The sequence below is a fragment of the uncultured Algoriphagus sp. genome, assembly GCF_963974835.1.
Classification (GTDB): Bacteria; Bacteroidota; Bacteroidia; order Cytophagales; family Cyclobacteriaceae; genus Algoriphagus.
Window position 1 is genome coordinate 104,161 of sequence record NZ_CAXBET010000003.1, and the last position, 17,164, is coordinate 121,324.

Genomic DNA, 17,164 nt, shown 5'->3' on the forward strand with positions numbered 1-17,164 from the left:
CGCAAATTAGGGATTTATAGGCAAACACGCTCTACAAAAATAGCTAGTCTTGGGTTGCAATAGATGCAAGACTCCTTTCCATAGCTGATGAAAATCATTACTTTTGCACCAAATAGCCACATAAGGAATGTTTGATAATTTAAGTTTAAAATTAGACCGGGCTTTCAAAACGCTGAAAGGAACCGGAACAATCACCGAAATAAACGTCGCAACTACCGTCAAAGAGATTAGAAGAGCTTTGATCGATGCCGATGTTAACTATAAAGTAGCCAAAGAAGTCACTGATACCATCAAGACCGAAGCCTTAGGTCGTGATGTCTTGATAGCGGTTTCTCCAGGTCAATTATTGATCAAAATCACCCAGGAAGAGCTGACCAAACTCATGGGGGGAAAGAAGGAAGATATTAAAATCTCCGGCGATCCTTCTGTTATCTTGATCTCCGGTCTTCAAGGGTCTGGTAAAACTACGTTCACTGGAAAACTTGGTGCTCACTTAAAGAAGCAAGGCCGTCAGGTGTTGCTAGTGGCTTGTGATATCTACCGTCCAGCGGCGATTGATCAGCTGAAAGTGCTGGGTGAGCAGATCGGTGTGGAAGTATATGCTGAGCCTGAAAATAAGAACGCATTGGAAATCGCGAATAATGCGATTGCCTATGCAAAGAAGACAGGAAAGAAAACGGTCGTAGTCGATACGGCTGGTCGTCTGGCAGTTGATGACATGATGATGAATGAGATTGAGGCTTTGAAAAAGGCTTTGAATCCATCTGAAACACTTTTTGTAGTGGATTCCATGACGGGTCAGGATGCAGTGAATACTGCTAAGACCTTTGATGAGCGTTTGAATTTCGACGGAGTTGTGCTTACCAAACTCGATGGTGATACTAGAGGTGGAGCCGCGATTTCCATTCGTCACGTAGTGAATAAGCCGATCAAGTTTATCTCTACCGGTGAGAAGATGGAAGATCTGGATGTATTCCACCCAGATCGTATGGCTCAGCGAATCCTGGGAATGGGTGATGTGATTTCCTTGGTGGAACGAGCACAGCAGTCTTTTGATGAAGACGAAGCGAAGCGTATCAATTCCAAGATCCGTTCAAATAATTTCAACTTTGACGATTTCCTTTCGCAGTTGGAGCAGGTTAAGAAAATGGGTAACATCAAGGATTTGCTTGGTATGATCCCAGGGATGGGCAAAGCCATAAAGGGCTTGGATATAGATGACGATTCATTCAAACCAATAGAAGCAATAATCAGATCAATGACTCCAGCTGAGCGCGAGCATCCAGATTTGATCGATGGAAGTAGGAGAAAGAGACTGGCAGCAGGATCTGGCAGAACTATCGTGGAGGTAAATAACCTGATGAAGCAATTTTCAGATATGCGCAAGATGATGAAGCAAATGAACAAAATGGGAGGCGCCAAAGCCGCCATGAGCAAGATGCTTCCCCCAGGCAAAGCTGGAAGAAGATAATAATTCAAAACCCGATCTAGAGATCGGGTTTTTTGTTTTTAAACCGCAGTGAACTCTTTGAGTGAGGTAGGGGGCTGGAAGTTTGGATTGACGCTATTCTGCTTCTCCAGCGCTGGGCATATGTTTTTTCTAATCTCTTTTTGAAATTAAAGCTCTTATAAGTAACGTTATGATGATGATTGACGTAAAGTTTAAGATTTTGATTTCAATCTATCAGCCAAAACTTTTATTCCACACAAATCAATTCTCAGATGAAAATAAAACAGCTTGCTCTGTTCGTACTGTTCGCTATTCTTTTTAGCTGCAAAGATGATAATGACAGTATCAGCCCATATGTACAAGTCGAAGGAAAATATCTTTCGTCGTATGTAGTAAGCACACCTTTAGGCGATATTGATTATGTACATACACTGAAATTTAAATCAGATGGGACACTTTATGGAGAAGATTATGCAACTGAATCTGGTAAAGAGGAAATATTAGGATACACAAGATACTACACTGGTACTTATACTATCAAAAATGATATTTTAACTTTAAGCTTTGGTGATATTACTTCGATGTATTATGAAAATGATGTCCTTTATTTACCTAAAGAGGATTTGCGGCCATCTGAAGGCCAAGGTTCTACCAAAGATTATTCTATCCACGAGAATTATTCCCAATTAACTCATTTGTTCATCTGTGATTTAAATGTGAATTGCGCTCCTCCCGAGATATATGTAAAGGTTGATTGAATAGCAACTGAATAATATAAAAGGCTGGTTTCCTCCACTGAAACAGCCTTTCTTTTTGTATCTAACCCAATTAATGCATCCAGCGACTCATAAATTCCAAGTATTACTTCTCATAGTTTTTACTTACCGATAAGTTTTTTTTTGGATGAATTTTATATAAAAACATCAACTTGCTTGTAGCGTTTCTAACCTGATCTCCGTAAAGTTTAAGATTTCGTCTTTCGTTTTTCTAAGCAAATTTTATCATTAATTAAATTCCAATCCACTATGAAAAATAAACTATTACCATTCGTTGCCTTGGCTCTAATTATTTTTAGTTGTAAAGATGTGGAGGAACCATCTCCAAACTCCCAAATTGAAGGTAAATATGTGTCCACTACTGAAATTGAAAGGACAGGGGAGACATTGGATCTAGTGAATACGATCGAGTTAAATTCCGACGGTACATTTTATTCTGAAAACTATACCACTGAGGGAGGGAATGATAATATTCTGGGCTACAGATCTTACTACCATGGGACTTACACTATTGTGGATGGAAAAGTTACATTACGTTGGCAGGACAATTACGGAATGAACTTCTTCGATATATATTATTTGCCAAAAGCTGATTTAATCCTTACGGAAGGTTCTGATTTTTATTCCGATTACCTTATTCAAGAGAATTATACACAGCTTTCGTTTATATGCCCGCCGAATGCTAATTGTTCACCATCAATTCCTTATATCAAGATTGATTGATAAAAATATTTTATCGAAAAGGGCTGTTTTCCTCCACGGAAACAGCCTTTTTTTGACCAAATTCCACATCAATTCATCCAGCGACTCATAAACTCCAAGAATGACTCTTTGTAGTTGTCACTGACAGTAATATGATTTTTGCCGACCTGGATTACATTTTTTGAAACTGAATCTATGTGATCCAGCGCCACAATATAGGATCGGTGCACTCGCATAAATTTATCTGATGGCAACATTTCCTCCATACTTTTCAGACTGGTAAGAGAAAGCAGCGGGTTGGGTTTGGATAGCAAATGGACTTTTACATAATCCTTATATGCCTCAATGTACGCTATGTCTTTAAGCATCACCTTGACGAGCTGATACTCTACTTTCAAAAAAATATATTCCGGAGCGACAGCTTCCACAGATGTTGATTCATTTCTTGCTGAATCCTGCCTTTCGAAGTAAGAAAATGCTTTGGTGGCAGCATTCAAGAAGTCTTCGTAGCTGTAAGGTTTGAGTAAGTAGTCAAGGGCTTCTACTTTGTACCCTTCGATGGCAAATTGGTGATATGCTGTCGCAAAGATAATTCTGGTCTTGTCAGAATTTTTTTTTCCATCCAATACACGTGCTAGCTCCATGCCAGACAAATCAGGCATTTGAATATCCATAAAAGCCAATTGCACTTCATTTTGATTGATAAAACCCAAAGCTTCGATGGCATTCGAGAACTTTCCGATGAGATTCAAAAAGGAAGTTTGCTCGATGAATTTGCTCAGCAATTCCAGCGCTAAAGGCTCATCGTCTATGGCTACGCAGTTGAGTTTCATCTATTGCTTTTTTGGTTTTGATTGGTCAGATGAAATCTCGCAAATCTTTTTATCATTCCTGTTTCGAAGTATTTGATCTCGGTCGATTTCATCCGAGATTGATTGTGAGATTTACCCAATACTCCTGCTTTGCCTCGTCTTTACCAAATTTGAGACGATGTTTATCCGGATATAAAAGGCTGAGTCTTCTTTGCGTGTTTACCAGACCGATTCCATTTTCTTTAACTTCAGGACTTTCTGCATGAACAGGAAAAATATGATTTCGGGTTTCGAAGAAAAGTGTATTTCCCATAACCTCTAATTTTATCAGAATTTCGCTCTGTTGCTGACTGCTTACCCCATGCTTAAAAGAGTTTTCCATAAAAGGAAGCAAAAGCATAGGAGCGATCACCAGATCATCCTTTGGTTCGTCAATTGAGATATTCAGGGAGACTTTCTCAGTCAGTCTCATTTTCATCAGTTCTATATAGTCATTGATAAAACCTACCTCACGACTAAGCAAAGTTTCATTTTTCTGATTTTCGTATAGAACGTACCTCATCATCCGGGAGAGTTTCAAAAGAGCTTCTTGAGCCTTTTTCACATCCAGATTGGTAAGTGCGTAGATATTATTCAGCGTATTAAAAAAGAAATGCGGATTGATCTGAGCTTTCAGATAGGAAAGTTCAGTGTTGATCCGTTGCTGATCCAATTCTCTTCGCAGCGCTTCATCCTTTTGCCACTTCTGTACTGATGCTACTGAAGTACTGATTCCTATGGTAAGTAAATACAGCATGACATTGAAAATGTCTCCCGAAGTTCTGCGTGGTTTAGGAAAATAGGGTTCATCTGGATTAAAAGCCCTGTGCATCAATTCCGGTAAATTCAAAAAATTCTCTGCGTATATAAGAACTCCTACAAAAAGCACTCCTCCAAGAGTGATAGTCAAAAGGAATACAGCAAGCTTTCCCTTCAATAAAACCTTCGGGACAAACCACAGCATGTTTACATAAAATATGCAAAGAAGAAGAAGTGCCATGAATACTTGGCGAATCCAAAACTCTACAGGAATATCAACACGCCAAGAAAGAGGAGAGAGGAGAAGAAGCACAGTGCTGAGCATGGACCAGCCGAGAATGTGTACTAGAATCGAAACTCTTCTTTTGGGACTTAGATTGATCATAAATCTGATTTTCAGTATCCAAACTAACGTAAACCCGCTCTTTATATAAAATGTAATCTGCGAATCAGGCTGTTTTGACTACCAGTTGTCGATATAGGCGGATAAAATGAGTCATCGGTCAATATATCTGTTTTATCTGATGAAACTGGCTGTTTGTCGATGAAACCCTCCCAGCCGTCTATTTGAAGAAATACTGCGAAACAAACCCTGTTGTTTTGAGGTATCAAATAACACGAAGTCCAAGAATCGGAGTTAACTGATGAGTAAAAAGGGCTTCAATTTTAAGAAGGAGTCTTTCTATTCATCAGTTCAATTGAGCAACTATCTACTACAAATGAAAAAATTATTTAACATTATCGTATTACTTCTTCTGATCAGCACGAGTGGTGTGATTGCCCAGCAGGCTCCGGGGAGAGTGACATCTCCTTCCAAAATTATTGGTATTGCCAAAGATATGAAAACTGGCGATCCGGTTGCTTATGCTACTGCCGCACTCTATGTGGCTGGGAGTGACACAAATATTGCCGGTGCTGTTGCAGATGGAGATGGGAAATTTTTTATCACAGGTATGGATCCTGGGACCTATGATCTGAAAATAAGTTTTTTGGGCTTTGAGACTAAATCCATAAACGGTATCGAAGTAGTTTCTAAAACCGGTGATGTGAATATTGGTGAAATTGAAATGACTGATGAGGGCTTAGCCCTTGAAGAAGTGACAGTTCAGGGTCAGCGTGACTTGATAGAAGAGCGCGTGGATCGTACTATCTATAAAGCTGAAAACGACAAGACTACTGCTGGTGGTGATGGCACGGACGTACTAAGAAGAGTACCTATGCTTTCTGTCGATCTGGACGGTAACGTGTCCATGAGAGGATCCAGCAATATTACAGTGTTGATAGATGGTAGGCCTTCTGCTATTGCGGCAAGTAGCATTTCCGATGCATTGAAGCAGATTCCTGCGGATGAGATCAAATCTGTGGAAGTAATAACTTCACCTTCTGCGAAATACGATGCGGAGGGAACTTCAGGTGTAATTAATATCGTAACCAAAAAGAATAACCTTCAAGGAATGTCTGCCAACATTCGTACAGGTGTTGGTTTGAGAGGTTCTGATTTTGGATTAAACGCGAGCGCAAGGAAAGGTAAATTCGGATTTACATTAGGTGGATTTGGTAGAGCTGGCTATAATATCAATGGTAGCTTCGAGAACATGCAGGTGCTAAACAATACTGATGGAACTACCTCTACCGTAATCCAGTCTGCAGATACTAAGAGCAATCAGCTTTTTGGAAGATATAATTTCGGAGTTGATTACGAGATTGATAAGTATAATTTCCTGACAGCCGCAGTTAATTTTGGTATAAGAAACAGATCAAGCTATCAGGATGGTTTTCTTACCCAGAATTTCGTTGATGAGAACTTATTGAGAAATGCGCTTAGAGAAACTGACACTAAAGACAACTCAAATTCAGTTGATGTTAGCCTGAATTACACCAAAACTTTTGAGAAGAAAGGAAAAGAGATTTCAGTATTAACGCTGTATAATCGTGACAATAGAGAGAATTATTTTGTGAATACTCTTTTTGAGGAGGATATGTCTACCATAGACTCCCGCTTGAAAAATGACAATCCTAGCAAAAACGAGGAGTTTACTGTTCAACTTGACTTCGTTGAGCCTCTAGGAAAAGAAGGACAATCCATTTTAGAATACGGGGCAAAGACAATTTTGAGAAAAGCGTACTCTGACTTTGCGTACTTCCAGGCTGAAGGTGCTGATGGAGAATACGTGGAAGATCTTAATCCTAATTTAAGTAATGAATTCAGCTACGATCAAAATGTAACAGCAGGTTATGTTTCTTACACTGCGACATTATTTAAAAATTATACAATCAAGCCAGGATTAAGATACGAATACACTACCATCAATGCAGATTTTAAAACTGAATCTACCACTGCTGATATTCCTTCTTATGGGACACTCGTTCCTAGTTTGAACTTGAGTAGAAAGCTTGCAAATGGCAACTTGATCAAGGCTGCTTACAACAGAAGAATTTCACGTCCATCACTTAGATATTTGAATCCAAATATTGATGCTTCAAATCCACTACAGGTATCACAAGGTAATCCTGAGTTGGATCCAGAATATACTGACAATTACGAGTTGGGTTACAGCACCTTCTTTAAAGGCACAATGGTTAGCTTCAGTGGGTTCTTTAGAAATACAACGGGATCTATCCAATCAGTTAGAACTGTAGGCGATGATGGAATCATCTATACCGGATATGATAACATCGGCCATGAAAATGCAATTGGAACAAACATCTTCACCAATATCAGTATTAGCGATAAGTTCTCGTTAAACGGAAGTATAGATCTATACTATTCTATGCTTGATAATGGTCTTTCAGATCCGCTTTATGCCGCATCAAACGAAGGTTTTGTAGTAAGTGGTCGTATGTTTGGTAACTATACTTTACCAAAAGACTGGCAAATACAATTATTTACCTTTGCCAGAGGACGTCAAGTAGAATTACAGGGATCTTCTGGAGGATTTGCAGCATACGGCTTAGGATTGAACAAACAGTTTGCTGAGAAAAGAGGAACTATAGGTTTTGGAGCGGACAACTTCCTTACTAAAGAATTCAAAATCAAAAATGAGATTGTTACTCCTACCATTGTTCAGAACAGCACGAACATCATGCGTAACATGAATTTTAAAATCAACTTCAGCTACAGAATCGGCAAACTTAGTGTGGATCAGAGACAAAGAAGAAAGAAATCGGTGAATAACGATGACTTGAAAGAAGGTGGAAACGAAGGTGGAGGAGCTGAGATCCAGCAGAATAAATAATTAAAGAAAGTAAATAGTAGATTGGGTTACAAGAGAAAAACCCGTCCTTAATTGAGGGCGGGCTTTTTTATGGTTAGTATTTTATTTAATTAAGTAAGTAGAGCGAACAAAGAACACAATTCATACCCAAGTTCAATTTTTGAAATCTGCCTGCAAGTCAGTCTAGGGTCAATTCAATTTAAACCCATTGATGTATCTGATAATCACTTTTGTGGATGAACTGCTTGGATAGAAAAGTAAAAAGTCCGGCTTCATATTTTAGAAGCCGGACTTTTTTATTAGGATTGGAAAGGTCTATTTGTAGCAGACTTTCTTAATAGCATCTACAGTTCTCTTTACATTTGGCAAAGTAGCCTCAATATAAGTAGGGGAGTAGCTCAAAGGAATATCCATAGAATTCACTCTGATAACTGGTGAATCCAGGTAATCGAAAGCATAGCGCTGGAAGTGATAAGTCAATTCAGATGAAATACCTGCTATGGGATTGGCTTCCTCTACGATCACTACACGGTTGGTTTTCTTTACAGATTCCAGACAAGTAGCATAATCAATCGGTCTCACCGTACGAAGATCGATAACCTCGGCTTCTATACCTTCTTTGGCCATTTCTTCTGCTGCTTCCAAAGCAACTTTCATCATTTTCCCGAATGAAATCACAGTGACGTCTTTACCTTTTCGCTTAACATCCGCTACACCGATAGGAAGTAGATATTCTCCCTCAGGTACTTCTCCCTTATCAGAATACATCACTTCAGACTCCATGAAGATCACTGGATCAGGGTCACGGATGGCGGCTTTCATCAAGCCTTTGGCATCGTAAGGATTAGAAGGGACGATTACTTTCAAACCTGGAGTATTGGCAAACCAATTTTCAAAGTTAGAAGAGTGAGTAGCTCCTAGTTGACCAGCATTTCCCGTAGGACCTCTGAATACAACCGGTACGCTGTATGCTCCACCAGACATGGCAAGCATTTTAGCAGCTGAATTGATAATCTGATCTATGGCAACCAGAGAGAAGTTGAAAGTCATGAACTCGACGATTGGCTTAAGGCCATTCATCGCAGCGCCTACAGCTAATCCTGAAAATCCAAGTTCTGATATTGGAGTGTCATAGATACGCTCGGGACCGAATTCATCCAGCATTCCTTGGGATACTTTGTAAGCTCCGTTGTATTCAGCAACTTCCTCGCCTATCAGAAAAACGTCTTTATCACGTCTCATTTCTTCAGACATTGCCTCTCTTAGGGCTTCTCGAAACTGTATTTCTCTCATTAGTTTATGACAAAATTTTGGCTCGTAAAAATAGAAAGGAATTGGCCAAAACCAAAAATAAACCCTGCTTTATCCCTAATAGATTAGCCCAAATACACCGTTTTGGAATTAACGAACTCCAAAATCCCGTATCTGCTCAATTCACGCCCATATCCTGATTTTTTGACTCCACCAAAAGGTAAGTGCGGATTTGAAGCTACCATGGCATTTATAAAGACTGCTCCACTTTCTATTTTTGCAGCCAGTCGCTCCGCTTTTTCTTTGTCTTCTGACCAAATTGAGGCGCCAAGACCAAATTCAGAATCATTAGCCAGAACTATTGCATCTTCCTCGTTTTTAACTTTGAAAATGGTAGCAACAGGACCGAAAAGCTCCTCATAATAGGCTGGAGCTGTAGTTGGAATGTCTGTTAAAATTGTGGGTGTGAATGAAGAAGACCCATCTTCTGGCTCTTTGCCTCCCAAAAGTAAAGTAGCTCCCGCTTTTACAGACTTGTCTACTTGATCATATAATTCCTTGGCCAGATCTGGTCTTGCCATGCAGGCGAAATCAGATTCCTCTTCCATTGGGTTGCCTTCTTTTAACTTGTTTATATGATTAACAAAAAGTGTAAGGAATTCATCGTAAATATCTTCCTCGATAATAAACCTTTTAGCTGCAATACAGCTTTGGCCAAAGTTTACCATTCGTGCTTTCACAGCTGTTTCCGCAGCTTTTTTCAGGTCTGCATCTTTTAATACAATAAAAGGATCACTGCCGCCAAGTTCAAGCAGTGATTTTTTTATTTGCTTTCCAGCCGCAGACGCAACAGAAGCACCAGCTTTTTCGCTTCCCGTAAGCGTGACCGCTTTGATTCTATCGTCTTCTATAAGTTTGGTGGTTGCCTCAGAATCGATTAATAAACTTTGAAAAACTCCAGTTGGAAAACCTGCTTCTGTAAATAACTCTTCTATTGCTAATGAGCATTGAGGCACGTTTGAAGCGTGTTTTAAGACGCCCACATTTCCCGCCATCAGAGTAGGAGCGGCAAAGCGGAAAACTTGCCAAAAAGGAAAGTTCCAAGGCATCACTGCTAAAATAGTACCCAAAGGCTGATGGATTACTTTCGCTTTTTTACCCTCAGGCAAACTTATTGGTTCCTCTTCTAAGAATTTAGCACCATTCTCGGCGTAATATTCACAGACCAAAGCACATTTGTCCACCTCAGCTAAAGATTCTTTGATGACCTTTCCCATTTCCTGAGAAATGATTTTGGCGTATTTTTCTCGCCTGTCCTTTAAAACTTTAGCTGCCTTTTCCATTAATTCAGCTCTTTTTGTAAAATCTGTATCCTTCCAATTAGAAAATGCGACCGAAGCAGCGCTAAGCTTTTCTTCGATTTCTTTTTCTGATAATGAATGAAACTCTGATAATATTTCCCCTGTATAGGGATTGATTGATTTAATTAATGTCATTTTTTTATGGGTTTTCCAGCTTCTTGCCAGGCGTCAATGCCGCCCTCTAAAGAATACAAGTGGGTAAATCCAGCTTCCTGCAAAATAGTTGCCGCTTCATTGGACCTGCCTCCAGCTTTACAGTAAATCAAATATGTTCTTTTCTTATCTAACTTCGATATCTCGCTCTTGAAATTATCGCTGTTGAAATCAATGTTTATTGCGCCAGGCAAATATCCCCCTGCCATTTCTTCCGATGTACGCACATCTAAAACTTTAACCGCACCCTTATTCTTCATCAGTCCTTCAAATTCCGAAGGGCTAAGTGCCTTTACTTTTGAGGATTGTGCTTGCACGAAATTTATATTGATAAATGCAAAGGCAACTAATAAAATGAGGAAATTTTGAAGTTTGATGGTTTTGAGTTTGATGTGAAAAATTGAGAATCCATATTGAATTGAAAATTTAGCAAGATTAAATACAAATGTCCATCAAAATAGCTCTCATATCAGATTCACACAGTTACATAGACCACAAAACCCTCGCCTATCTGGCTGATGTAGATGAGATTTGGCATGCCGGTGATATTGGGAGTTTTGAAGTGATGGATGCATTACCTCAAGGAAAGCCTGTTCGGGCAGTTTTTGGGAATATTGATGATCAAGATATGCAGCGAGCCTATCCGGAATGGCAGGAATTTGTGCTGGAAGGGGTAAAGGTGCTCATGACACACATCGGGGGCAAACCTCCCCGCTACGCAAAAGGCATAAAAATTAAAATCAAAGAATTTGTTCCACATCTATTTATCTGTGGCCATTCTCATATTTGTAAAGTAGAATTTGATAAGACAGTCAATTGCCTTTACATGAATCCTGGGGCGATTGGTCAGCATGGATTCCATGTGATGCGGACGATGTTACTGTTTGATATGGAGGCTGGTCAAGTAAAAAATCTCCGAGTGGTGGAATTGGGGAAAAGAGGGAAGGTTTTGTGAAGTTTGTAAGTGGTAAGAAGTGAAAAGTGGGAGAGTGGCAGTTTTCAGTCGCAGTCTCAGTCGGCTTTGGAACTGACCTCTGTGCCGTGGTTTGTGTCTCACAAACCACTTCAGTTTATATTATTTCTAATGTCTTGTGTCTAACATCTTAAGTCTCAAAAAAAACTAGAAACCAAAAAAGGCGATCATTTGATCGCCTTAAATGTTTTTGCAGAAATAATAATTATTTCCCGAAAGACTTCTTAAGTTCTTCAACGTCCACGTTTCTGATTACAGGCTGAGCAGACAATTGCTTGATCTTAATCACACGTGTGGTCTGAGATTGTCTTTTTCTTTTAAGTTTTCTCTTCAGTGTAGTAACTGCCATGGTCGTATATTTTTAATAGTATTGTTTCGAAACGAGTCGCAAAAGTAAATAAAGATTTCTTTTTAGCCTAAATTAATTTGGGATTTAATTCTTTGACTTTCACGATATCAGGGAGCGTTTCCTTTTTTTTGAATAAATTTGGCAGCTAATCACCAAAAAACAAGCTATGCAAAAGCCGAGTCTGCCAAAAGGAACCCGAGATTTTGGAACAATCCAGATGGCCAGAAGAAATTATATCCTAGACACAATCAAAGGTACTTTTCAACTTTTTGGCTACAATCAAATAGAGACTCCGGCAATGGAGAATCTTAGCACCTTGACTGGGAAATATGGGGATGAAGGTGATCAGTTGCTGTTCAAGATTTTAAATAGCGGAGATTATCTCAAAAATGTGGGTGCGGAAGATTTGGAAAATGGTTTCAAGCAGACGTTGACCAAAGTGTCAGAGAAAGGCTTACGATATGATCTGACTGTTCCATTTGCCCGCTTTGTGGTGATGAATAGAAATGAGTTGACCTTTCCATTTAAGCGTTTTCAGATTCAGCCGGTTTGGCGTGCAGATCGGCCTCAGAAGGGTAGGTACCGTGAATTTTATCAGTGTGATGCAGATGTGGTAGGGACTGATAGTTTGCTTTGCGAAGCAGAGATTATCCTGATGATCAGATCCGTTTTTGCAAAACTAAAACTGAATGATTACAGCATTAAGCTGAATAATAGAAAAATCTTAACTGGAATTTCTGAAGCAATCGGAGAAGCTGGCAAAGAAGGCCCGCTCTGTGTAGCTATAGATAAGCTGGATAAGATCGGCTGGGATAAAGTAAAAGAGGAATTAAGTGAAAGAGATTTTGCTGCTGATTCAATAGAAAAATTGACTCCGCTTGTGCAATTGGAAGCTGATCAGACCGGTAAGTTGGCTTTTCTTAAGGAGTTCTTAGCGACCAGTGATATAGGTCTTCAGGGAGTTAGCGAATTGGAAGAGGTATTTCAAATACTGACTGACATGGGTGAGAACCTGGATTTCGTTGATCTGGATATTATGCTTGCCCGAGGTCTCTCTTATTATACAGGGGCGATTTTTGAAGTAAAAGTGAACAATGTGTCCATAGGATCCGTCAGTGGTGGTGGTCGATACGATAACCTAACTGGAGTTTTTGGACTTTCAGGAATGTCCGGGGTCGGATTTTCCTTCGGGGTGGATCGTCTATATGATGTGTTGGAGGAGTTGGATTTATTTCCGCAGGATAGCATTCAGAGCACTAAACTGCTTTTGGCGCACTTTGATGAGAAAGCATTTGTTTATGCTTTAAGTCTTTTGAGAAAATTCCGGGAAGAAGGAATCAAAGCCGAGGTTTTTCCGGATGTGACTAAAATGAAAAAGCAATTAGATTTTGCAGATAAGAAATCTATTCCATTTGTTGGGATATGTGGAGATGACGAAATTAAAGCCAATGTAATAGCATTGAAAAATCTTGAAACTGGAACTCAGGAATCTGTTAGTTTAGAAGAGGCGATAAAACGATTAAAGTAAATTCAACATCATAATTTTATAGGAGATTTTAATTAGAAATATATGTTTGATATAATGGGCATGATGGGCAAAGTAAAAGAGGCCCAAGCAAAAATTAAAGAAACACAGGCCAAGCTTGTTTATCTGACGGCAACGGGAGAATCAGGTGCCGGGATGGTAAAAGTGACTGTAAACGGCGACAGGAAAGTTGTTAGCATAGAATTCGATGATTCCTTGCTTTCTCCAAAGGATAAGGAGATGCTCAGCGATCTGATCGTGGCAGCCACCAATATCGCGATGACCGCCATTGAAGTAAAAATCAAAGCGGAGATGAAAGCCGCTACGGAAGGCATGATTCCTAACATCCCAGGGATGGATTTAGGCGGCATGTTTGGATGAGCATCTGCGCCATCGTCATACTGAATTACAACGGGGAAGAAATGCTAAAGACATTTCTTCCTTCAGTTTGTATGCATAGTGCTTACGACGTTTGGGTAGTTGATAATTCTAGTACAGACAATTCACTTGATTATTTAGATAAAAACTATCCGAGGATTAAGCAGATAAAACTTGAAGAGAATTTTGGTTTTGCCGGAGGCTACAATAAGGGGCTTGACCTGCTAAAGGGTCAATATTCATATTATATATTGCTTAATTCGGATGTCGAGGTAACTCCTGCGTGGGATCTTGATCTGATCTCTTGGATGGAAGCAAATCCAGAATATGCTGCGCTTCAACCAAAAATTCTGTCTTGGAAAAACAAAGATACCTTTGACTACGCAGGAGCAGGTGGAGGTTTTTTGGATGCTTATGGCTATCCTTATTGTAGGGGGAGGATTTGGGACACTATTGAAAAAGATGAGGGGAAGTACAATGATATCATTGATGTGGATTGGGCATCAGGCGCTTGCATGGTGCTAAAAGCTGCACCTTTCCATGAATTGTTGGGTTTCGATACAAGTTTTTTTGCCCATATGGAAGAAATTGATCTTTGCTGGCGCTTTCGGAAATCAGGATGGAAAATTGGCTACAACGGAAATATCAAAGTGTTTCACCTAGGTGGGGCAACCCTGGATAGGGCAAATCCTAGGAAACTGTATTTAAATATTAGGAATAGCCTGAGTATGGTTTATAAAAATGAAAGCAGGAATAGGTTTGCGAAGATTTTTGTGGTCAAGTCTTTGTTAGAGCACTTAGCTGCGTTAAGTTACTTAACTCAGGGAAAAAGGGAATATTCGAAAGCGATAAAGAAGGGGTATAGTGACTTTAATTTAATGAAGGGCTCATTAGGGAGATTTCACCCCAATCTGGAAGGAAGAAAAGAGGTGGAACGAGTTGGAAAAGTCAATCTTATCTTTTGGAATTGGAAGATATTAGGAAAAAGGACCTTTGATGAACTTTAATCGAATAGAACTGGATTGTTCTTTTTTCTGAAAAATTTCCTGATTTTCATCGTCATCGCCATGCTTACATATAAAATGACAGGAGAGCCCATAGTAACGAAAGAAGCGTAAATAAAAAATAAGCGAATACTATCTATAGGGAAATTGAGCTTTTCACCCATGCGTGAGCAAACTCCAAATGCTCTTTCTTCGAAGAATATTTTCAGTTTTTCCATAATTATAGGTGGTTTCGTTTCAGTAAATTTAGTAAAACTCTTGCGATTTAATAAATAAGAATGATATACCAATTGTTTAGTAAAAGGCCGTTTCTCCTGATAGTGATATTATTGCCGCTCATCTGCAGTTCAATAATGGTGCCCGAGACTGATTTTTTAAAAGATTCCAGAGTAACTCCCGGCAAGCTGGAATTCTTCAGGGATTCCGTCCGTTTTGAAGTCACAGGGACGATTCCTATTGAATCCGCACTAAGTCCCAAGAACCCAAAAATAATTATTCTACTCAAATCGTCCGAAAATTCGATTCTCTTTGATGAGATAGAGCTGACAAAGAATGTAGCTGAATATGCTTATAAAAAATCTTTTGCCCTCGCATATGAGCCTTGGATGGAGGGAGCCTATTTAGAGACACAATTTTTTCAGGGAAAGAAGGAACAAACTGAACCATATCAGAAAAAGATTCTAGCGAGGGGAATTATTACTACTCCATTGTTGGCAAAAATTGGCCATGTCAATTCAGATGAACCTATTCCGCAAGTAGGACTTTTTATTTCCACTGGAGCCATGGATAGAGATATGTCCCGGACCAAAGAATTCCTGATTAGATTTGATGCTGGGTCCTCTTCAGTAAAAATGACAAATTCAAACACGCAGGCAATCGCTGACTTGAAGACTTTTTTGACAGAAAACAGCTCAGTGGTTTCTATGAGAGTAATAGGAACACAATCTCCGGAAGTATCAGAAGGGAGAAGCAGTAAGTTAGGGATTGATAGAGCAGAGTCTGTAAAACGGCTATTGGAGGAATCCAATATTAGGATTAGGGATTCTTTAATGCAGCTAAGTTCACGATGGAATGACTGGTTTGATTTTAGGCTGCAGCTGCGGGAATATGAAAAGCTCTCCACTCAGAGAAAGGATCAATATTATGCTGTTTTGCTAAATGGACTAGACTACGAATCTCAAAGTCAGTCCCTAAGGAAGATTGCTGGGTTCAGTCAGGTAGCTGCTGATTTATTTCCAAGCCTCAGGGCTGTTAAAATTGAGGTGGTGGCAAAGCCACTTCCAGGTCTTAATCAAGCTCAGTCAGCGTTGCTGCAAAAAGCTTTGGGAGAAAACGCAATTAGCTCTGGACTTGATCTGACTGACTGGGCCATAGCAGGTGAAACCGCACCTAGGCTTGAGGATAAAGCGGAGATTTACAGCAAGATGACAGAGTTATTTCGATCGGTAATTCCATATAATAATTTGGCAGTAGTGAAGATGCGTTTGGCTCAGCGCACCCTCGATGAGGAAGCAAAGAAAAAACTTTGGAAGGAAGCGGAAAACCTGCTTTATCAGGCTTCTAAAATTGGTACTGATCCTTATGTGCTACATAATCAAGGGCAAATTATGGTGCTGCAAGGCAAAACCTGGGATGCCTACAAAAAACTTTCAGATGCATCCGTTTTGACCCGGGATGAGGATTTTCTAAAGTATAATGAAAGCTTGAGAGGAGCCCTGGATATTATGAGAGGTGATTACAAGCTGGCAACTTTACGATTTGACTACGACTATACCGAACCCAAGGATTTTTTTAATAAGGGCTTAGCTTATTTTCTTTCGAAGGATTTTGCCAATGCTAGTTTATCCTTCGAGGAATCAGTGATGGCAGGTAGAAACTATGGATATGGTTTTTACGGATTAGCGATGATCGCTGCAGCAAGTGGTCAAACGGAGATAGCTTTGCTGCAATTGGATAAGGCAATACATGCAAGTGAATTAATTTATCAGAAAGCTTTGGTAGATCCGATTTTTGAAGAAATCAGGTCATCTGATGAATTTTTCCAAATTTTTAAGTCATCTGTTACCATAAATGAAAAATAAGTAACAATCTATTAATTATTTGCCTACAGTATTAATTCAAAAAGTGTGAATTGGATTATTCTGATTTTTGGTTTAGTCACGAAATACCTTAAATTGACGCAGTATTCGAGTCAAAAGATTCTAATTAGTGCAGTTAGCCTAAAAAAATCCAAATTTTATTTTAGCCTTTGAATTTGAAATTTGTTTTAGAATCTTTAACATTGATGCTTTAGTACAATTCTTGTAACCCAAAATATTTGCCTATGACCTATTCTACTTAAGAAGAAGTGTGCCCTCACCTATGCAGCATCACTTACAGATGCTCTCAAACCTAAAGGTTTCTCATTAGTTGGTTTT

The 17,164-nt window shown here is 39.4% G+C and carries 16 protein-coding genes; 9 read left to right on the forward strand and 7 right to left on the reverse strand.

The window, feature by feature from the left end:
- Nucleotides 1–127 precede the first annotated feature (127 nt).
- From ffh to AACZ73_RS08520, 3 genes are all read left to right on the forward strand, one after another.
- Nucleotides 128–1,471, forward strand: coding sequence for a signal recognition particle protein (gene ffh / locus AACZ73_RS08510; protein WP_339877133.1), 1,344 nt, complete (start codon nucleotides 128–130; stop codon nucleotides 1,469–1,471).
- A 251-nt stretch (nucleotides 1,472–1,722) separates the two neighbouring features.
- Nucleotides 1,723–2,208, forward strand: coding sequence for a hypothetical protein (locus AACZ73_RS08515; protein ID WP_339877134.1), 486 nt, complete (start codon nucleotides 1,723–1,725; stop codon nucleotides 2,206–2,208).
- Between the two features lie 267 nt (nucleotides 2,209–2,475).
- On the forward strand, nucleotides 2,476–2,949 hold the full coding sequence (locus AACZ73_RS08520; RefSeq protein WP_339877135.1) for a hypothetical protein: 474 nt from the start codon (nucleotides 2,476–2,478) through the stop codon (nucleotides 2,947–2,949).
- 68 nt (nucleotides 2,950–3,017) lie between these two features.
- Here AACZ73_RS08520 and AACZ73_RS08525 read toward each other — a convergent pair whose 3' ends face one another.
- Both AACZ73_RS08525 and AACZ73_RS08530 read right to left on the reverse strand, forming a co-directional pair.
- The gene (locus AACZ73_RS08525) at nucleotides 3,018–3,761 is read right to left on the reverse strand and encodes a LytTR family DNA-binding domain-containing protein (protein WP_339877136.1); all 744 of its coding nucleotides are present in this window, start codon (nucleotides 3,759–3,761) and stop codon (nucleotides 3,018–3,020) included.
- Nucleotides 3,762–3,849: 88 nt separating this feature from the next.
- Nucleotides 3,850–4,923, reverse strand: a complete 1,074-nt coding sequence (locus tag AACZ73_RS08530; RefSeq protein ID WP_339877137.1) for a histidine kinase — start codon at nucleotides 4,921–4,923, stop codon at nucleotides 3,850–3,852.
- 334 nt (nucleotides 4,924–5,257) lie between these two features.
- On the opposite strand from AACZ73_RS08530, the gene AACZ73_RS08535 reads away from it, so the two are divergent.
- On the forward strand, nucleotides 5,258–7,774 hold the full coding sequence (locus AACZ73_RS08535; protein ID WP_339877138.1) for a TonB-dependent receptor: 2,517 nt from the start codon (nucleotides 5,258–5,260) through the stop codon (nucleotides 7,772–7,774).
- 294 nt (nucleotides 7,775–8,068) lie between these two features.
- On the opposite strand, the gene AACZ73_RS08540 is transcribed toward AACZ73_RS08535, so the two are convergent.
- The 3 genes from AACZ73_RS08540 to AACZ73_RS08550 form a co-directional block, all read right to left on the reverse strand.
- A complete protein-coding gene (locus AACZ73_RS08540) occupies nucleotides 8,069–9,046 on the reverse strand; it encodes a pyruvate dehydrogenase complex E1 component subunit beta (RefSeq protein ID WP_339877139.1) in 978 nt (325 codons plus the stop codon).
- 83 nt (nucleotides 9,047–9,129) lie between these two features.
- On the reverse strand, nucleotides 9,130–10,500 hold the full coding sequence (locus AACZ73_RS08545) for an NAD-dependent succinate-semialdehyde dehydrogenase (RefSeq protein ID WP_339877140.1): 1,371 nt from the start codon (nucleotides 10,498–10,500) through the stop codon (nucleotides 9,130–9,132).
- Nucleotides 10,497–10,835 carry a rhodanese-like domain-containing protein gene (locus AACZ73_RS08550; protein WP_339877141.1) on the reverse strand — a complete coding sequence of 113 codons (339 nt, stop codon included), beginning with the start codon at nucleotides 10,833–10,835 and terminating at the stop codon, nucleotides 10,497–10,499. Before AACZ73_RS08550 ends, AACZ73_RS08545 begins: the two co-directional genes overlap by 4 nt.
- Nucleotides 10,836–10,963: 128 nt before the next feature.
- On the opposite strand from AACZ73_RS08550, the gene AACZ73_RS08555 reads away from it, so the two are divergent.
- Nucleotides 10,964–11,473, forward strand: coding sequence for a metallophosphoesterase family protein (locus tag AACZ73_RS08555; RefSeq protein ID WP_339877142.1), 510 nt, complete (start codon nucleotides 10,964–10,966; stop codon nucleotides 11,471–11,473).
- Between the two features lie 223 nt (nucleotides 11,474–11,696).
- Here AACZ73_RS08555 and AACZ73_RS08560 read toward each other — a convergent pair whose 3' ends face one another.
- Complete coding sequence (locus tag AACZ73_RS08560) at nucleotides 11,697–11,840, reverse strand: hypothetical protein (RefSeq protein WP_339877143.1); 144 nt, start codon at nucleotides 11,838–11,840, stop codon at nucleotides 11,697–11,699.
- A 166-nt stretch (nucleotides 11,841–12,006) separates the two neighbouring features.
- Between AACZ73_RS08560 and hisS the strand changes: the two genes are divergently transcribed.
- From hisS to AACZ73_RS08575, 3 genes are read left to right on the forward strand one after another with little or no spacing between them, the layout of a single operon-like run.
- Nucleotides 12,007–13,368 carry a histidine--tRNA ligase gene (hisS, locus tag AACZ73_RS08565; RefSeq protein ID WP_339877144.1) on the forward strand — a complete coding sequence of 454 codons (1,362 nt, stop codon included), beginning with the start codon at nucleotides 12,007–12,009 and terminating at the stop codon, nucleotides 13,366–13,368.
- Between the two features lie 42 nt (nucleotides 13,369–13,410).
- Nucleotides 13,411–13,746 (forward strand): YbaB/EbfC family nucleoid-associated protein, encoded by a 336-nt coding sequence (locus AACZ73_RS08570; RefSeq protein ID WP_339877145.1) that lies wholly within the window; start codon nucleotides 13,411–13,413, stop codon nucleotides 13,744–13,746.
- On the forward strand, nucleotides 13,743–14,750 hold the full coding sequence (locus tag AACZ73_RS08575; RefSeq protein ID WP_339877146.1) for a glycosyltransferase family 2 protein: 1,008 nt from the start codon (nucleotides 13,743–13,745) through the stop codon (nucleotides 14,748–14,750). Before AACZ73_RS08570 ends, AACZ73_RS08575 begins: the two co-directional genes overlap by 4 nt.
- On the opposite strand, the gene AACZ73_RS08580 is transcribed toward AACZ73_RS08575, so the two are convergent.
- Nucleotides 14,747–14,965, reverse strand: coding sequence for a PspC family transcriptional regulator (locus AACZ73_RS08580; protein WP_339865933.1), 219 nt, complete (start codon nucleotides 14,963–14,965; stop codon nucleotides 14,747–14,749). The two genes, AACZ73_RS08575 and AACZ73_RS08580, sit on opposite strands and share 4 nt — an antisense overlap.
- A gap of 135 nt (nucleotides 14,966–15,100) precedes the next feature.
- On the opposite strand from AACZ73_RS08580, the gene AACZ73_RS08585 reads away from it, so the two are divergent.
- Nucleotides 15,101–16,828 (forward strand): hypothetical protein, encoded by a 1,728-nt coding sequence (locus AACZ73_RS08585; RefSeq protein WP_339877147.1) that lies wholly within the window; start codon nucleotides 15,101–15,103, stop codon nucleotides 16,826–16,828.
- The last annotated feature ends 336 nt before the right edge of the window (nucleotides 16,829–17,164 follow it).